1 protein-coding gene is annotated in these 803 nt (G+C 24.8%); it reads right to left on the bottom strand.

Going from position 1 to position 803, the window contains the following annotated elements; translation table 11 throughout:
- Positions 1–10: 10 nt before the first annotated feature.
- A complete protein-coding gene (gene qacR, locus HMPREF2930_RS00575) occupies positions 11–577 on the bottom strand; it encodes a multidrug-binding transcriptional regulator QacR (RefSeq protein WP_001807342.1) in 567 nt (188 codons plus the stop codon).
- Between the last annotated feature and the right edge of the window lie 226 nt (positions 578–803).

Genomic DNA, 803 nt, shown 5'->3' with positions numbered 1-803 from the left:
ATATATATAATTATTTACTAAGTCCATTTAAAAAAATTTGAGAGAACTTGTTCATAAGTTTAATTCTTTCATTAATATTTTGTTCATGTGTAAAGGTAACAATTCCATTAACAGCGTTTGCTGCTATTTTACTAACAGCATTAACATCATTAATACACCATTCGCCATTTAAATTACCCTCCTTAAAAATTACATGATAAGCATCTATATATTTGTTTTCTAATTTATTCATTTTTTCATTAATGCTATTAGTTTTATAATATTCAGTGTAAAATTCAATTATTGCGTTTTGAAGTGGATAATAGTATTCGGTTGTTAAAGATAGTTCATTATATAAATAAAATTTTTCTCTATTAGTTTTACATTTGATTTGTTCCTTTTTCCACTGTTCTTGCCATTTAGATTCTTCTATATTTAAAATTTCTAAAAATAGATTTTCTTTTGTTTTAAAGTGATAATAAAGATTCCCTTTACTACTTTCTGATAATTTAACAATTTCTCCAGTAGTAGTGGCATTATATCCATTTTTTATAAATAATTCCTTTGCGACACCTAGTATTTTATCTTTCAAGTTCATCACGCCTTTAATGAGTATTAAGTACTATCAATGATAGCACAAAAAATTCAAAGAATAATTGTATAACACAATACAGCCATTTAAATTTCGCAAGATTTTTTGTTGTAATATGTAAAAAAAATAGATTATAATCCTTATAGACCGATCGCACGGTCTATAAGGATTGGAGGGAACTTAAATGATTTCATTTTTTACAAAAACTACTGATATGATGACATCAAAAAAA

Origin of the sequence: Staphylococcus sp. HMSC068C09 (genome assembly GCF_001813735.1) — a bacterium.
Taxonomy (GTDB): domain Bacteria; phylum Bacillota; class Bacilli; order Staphylococcales; family Staphylococcaceae; genus Staphylococcus; species Staphylococcus hominis.
This window is presented reverse-complemented; position numbering and strand designations above follow the sequence as displayed.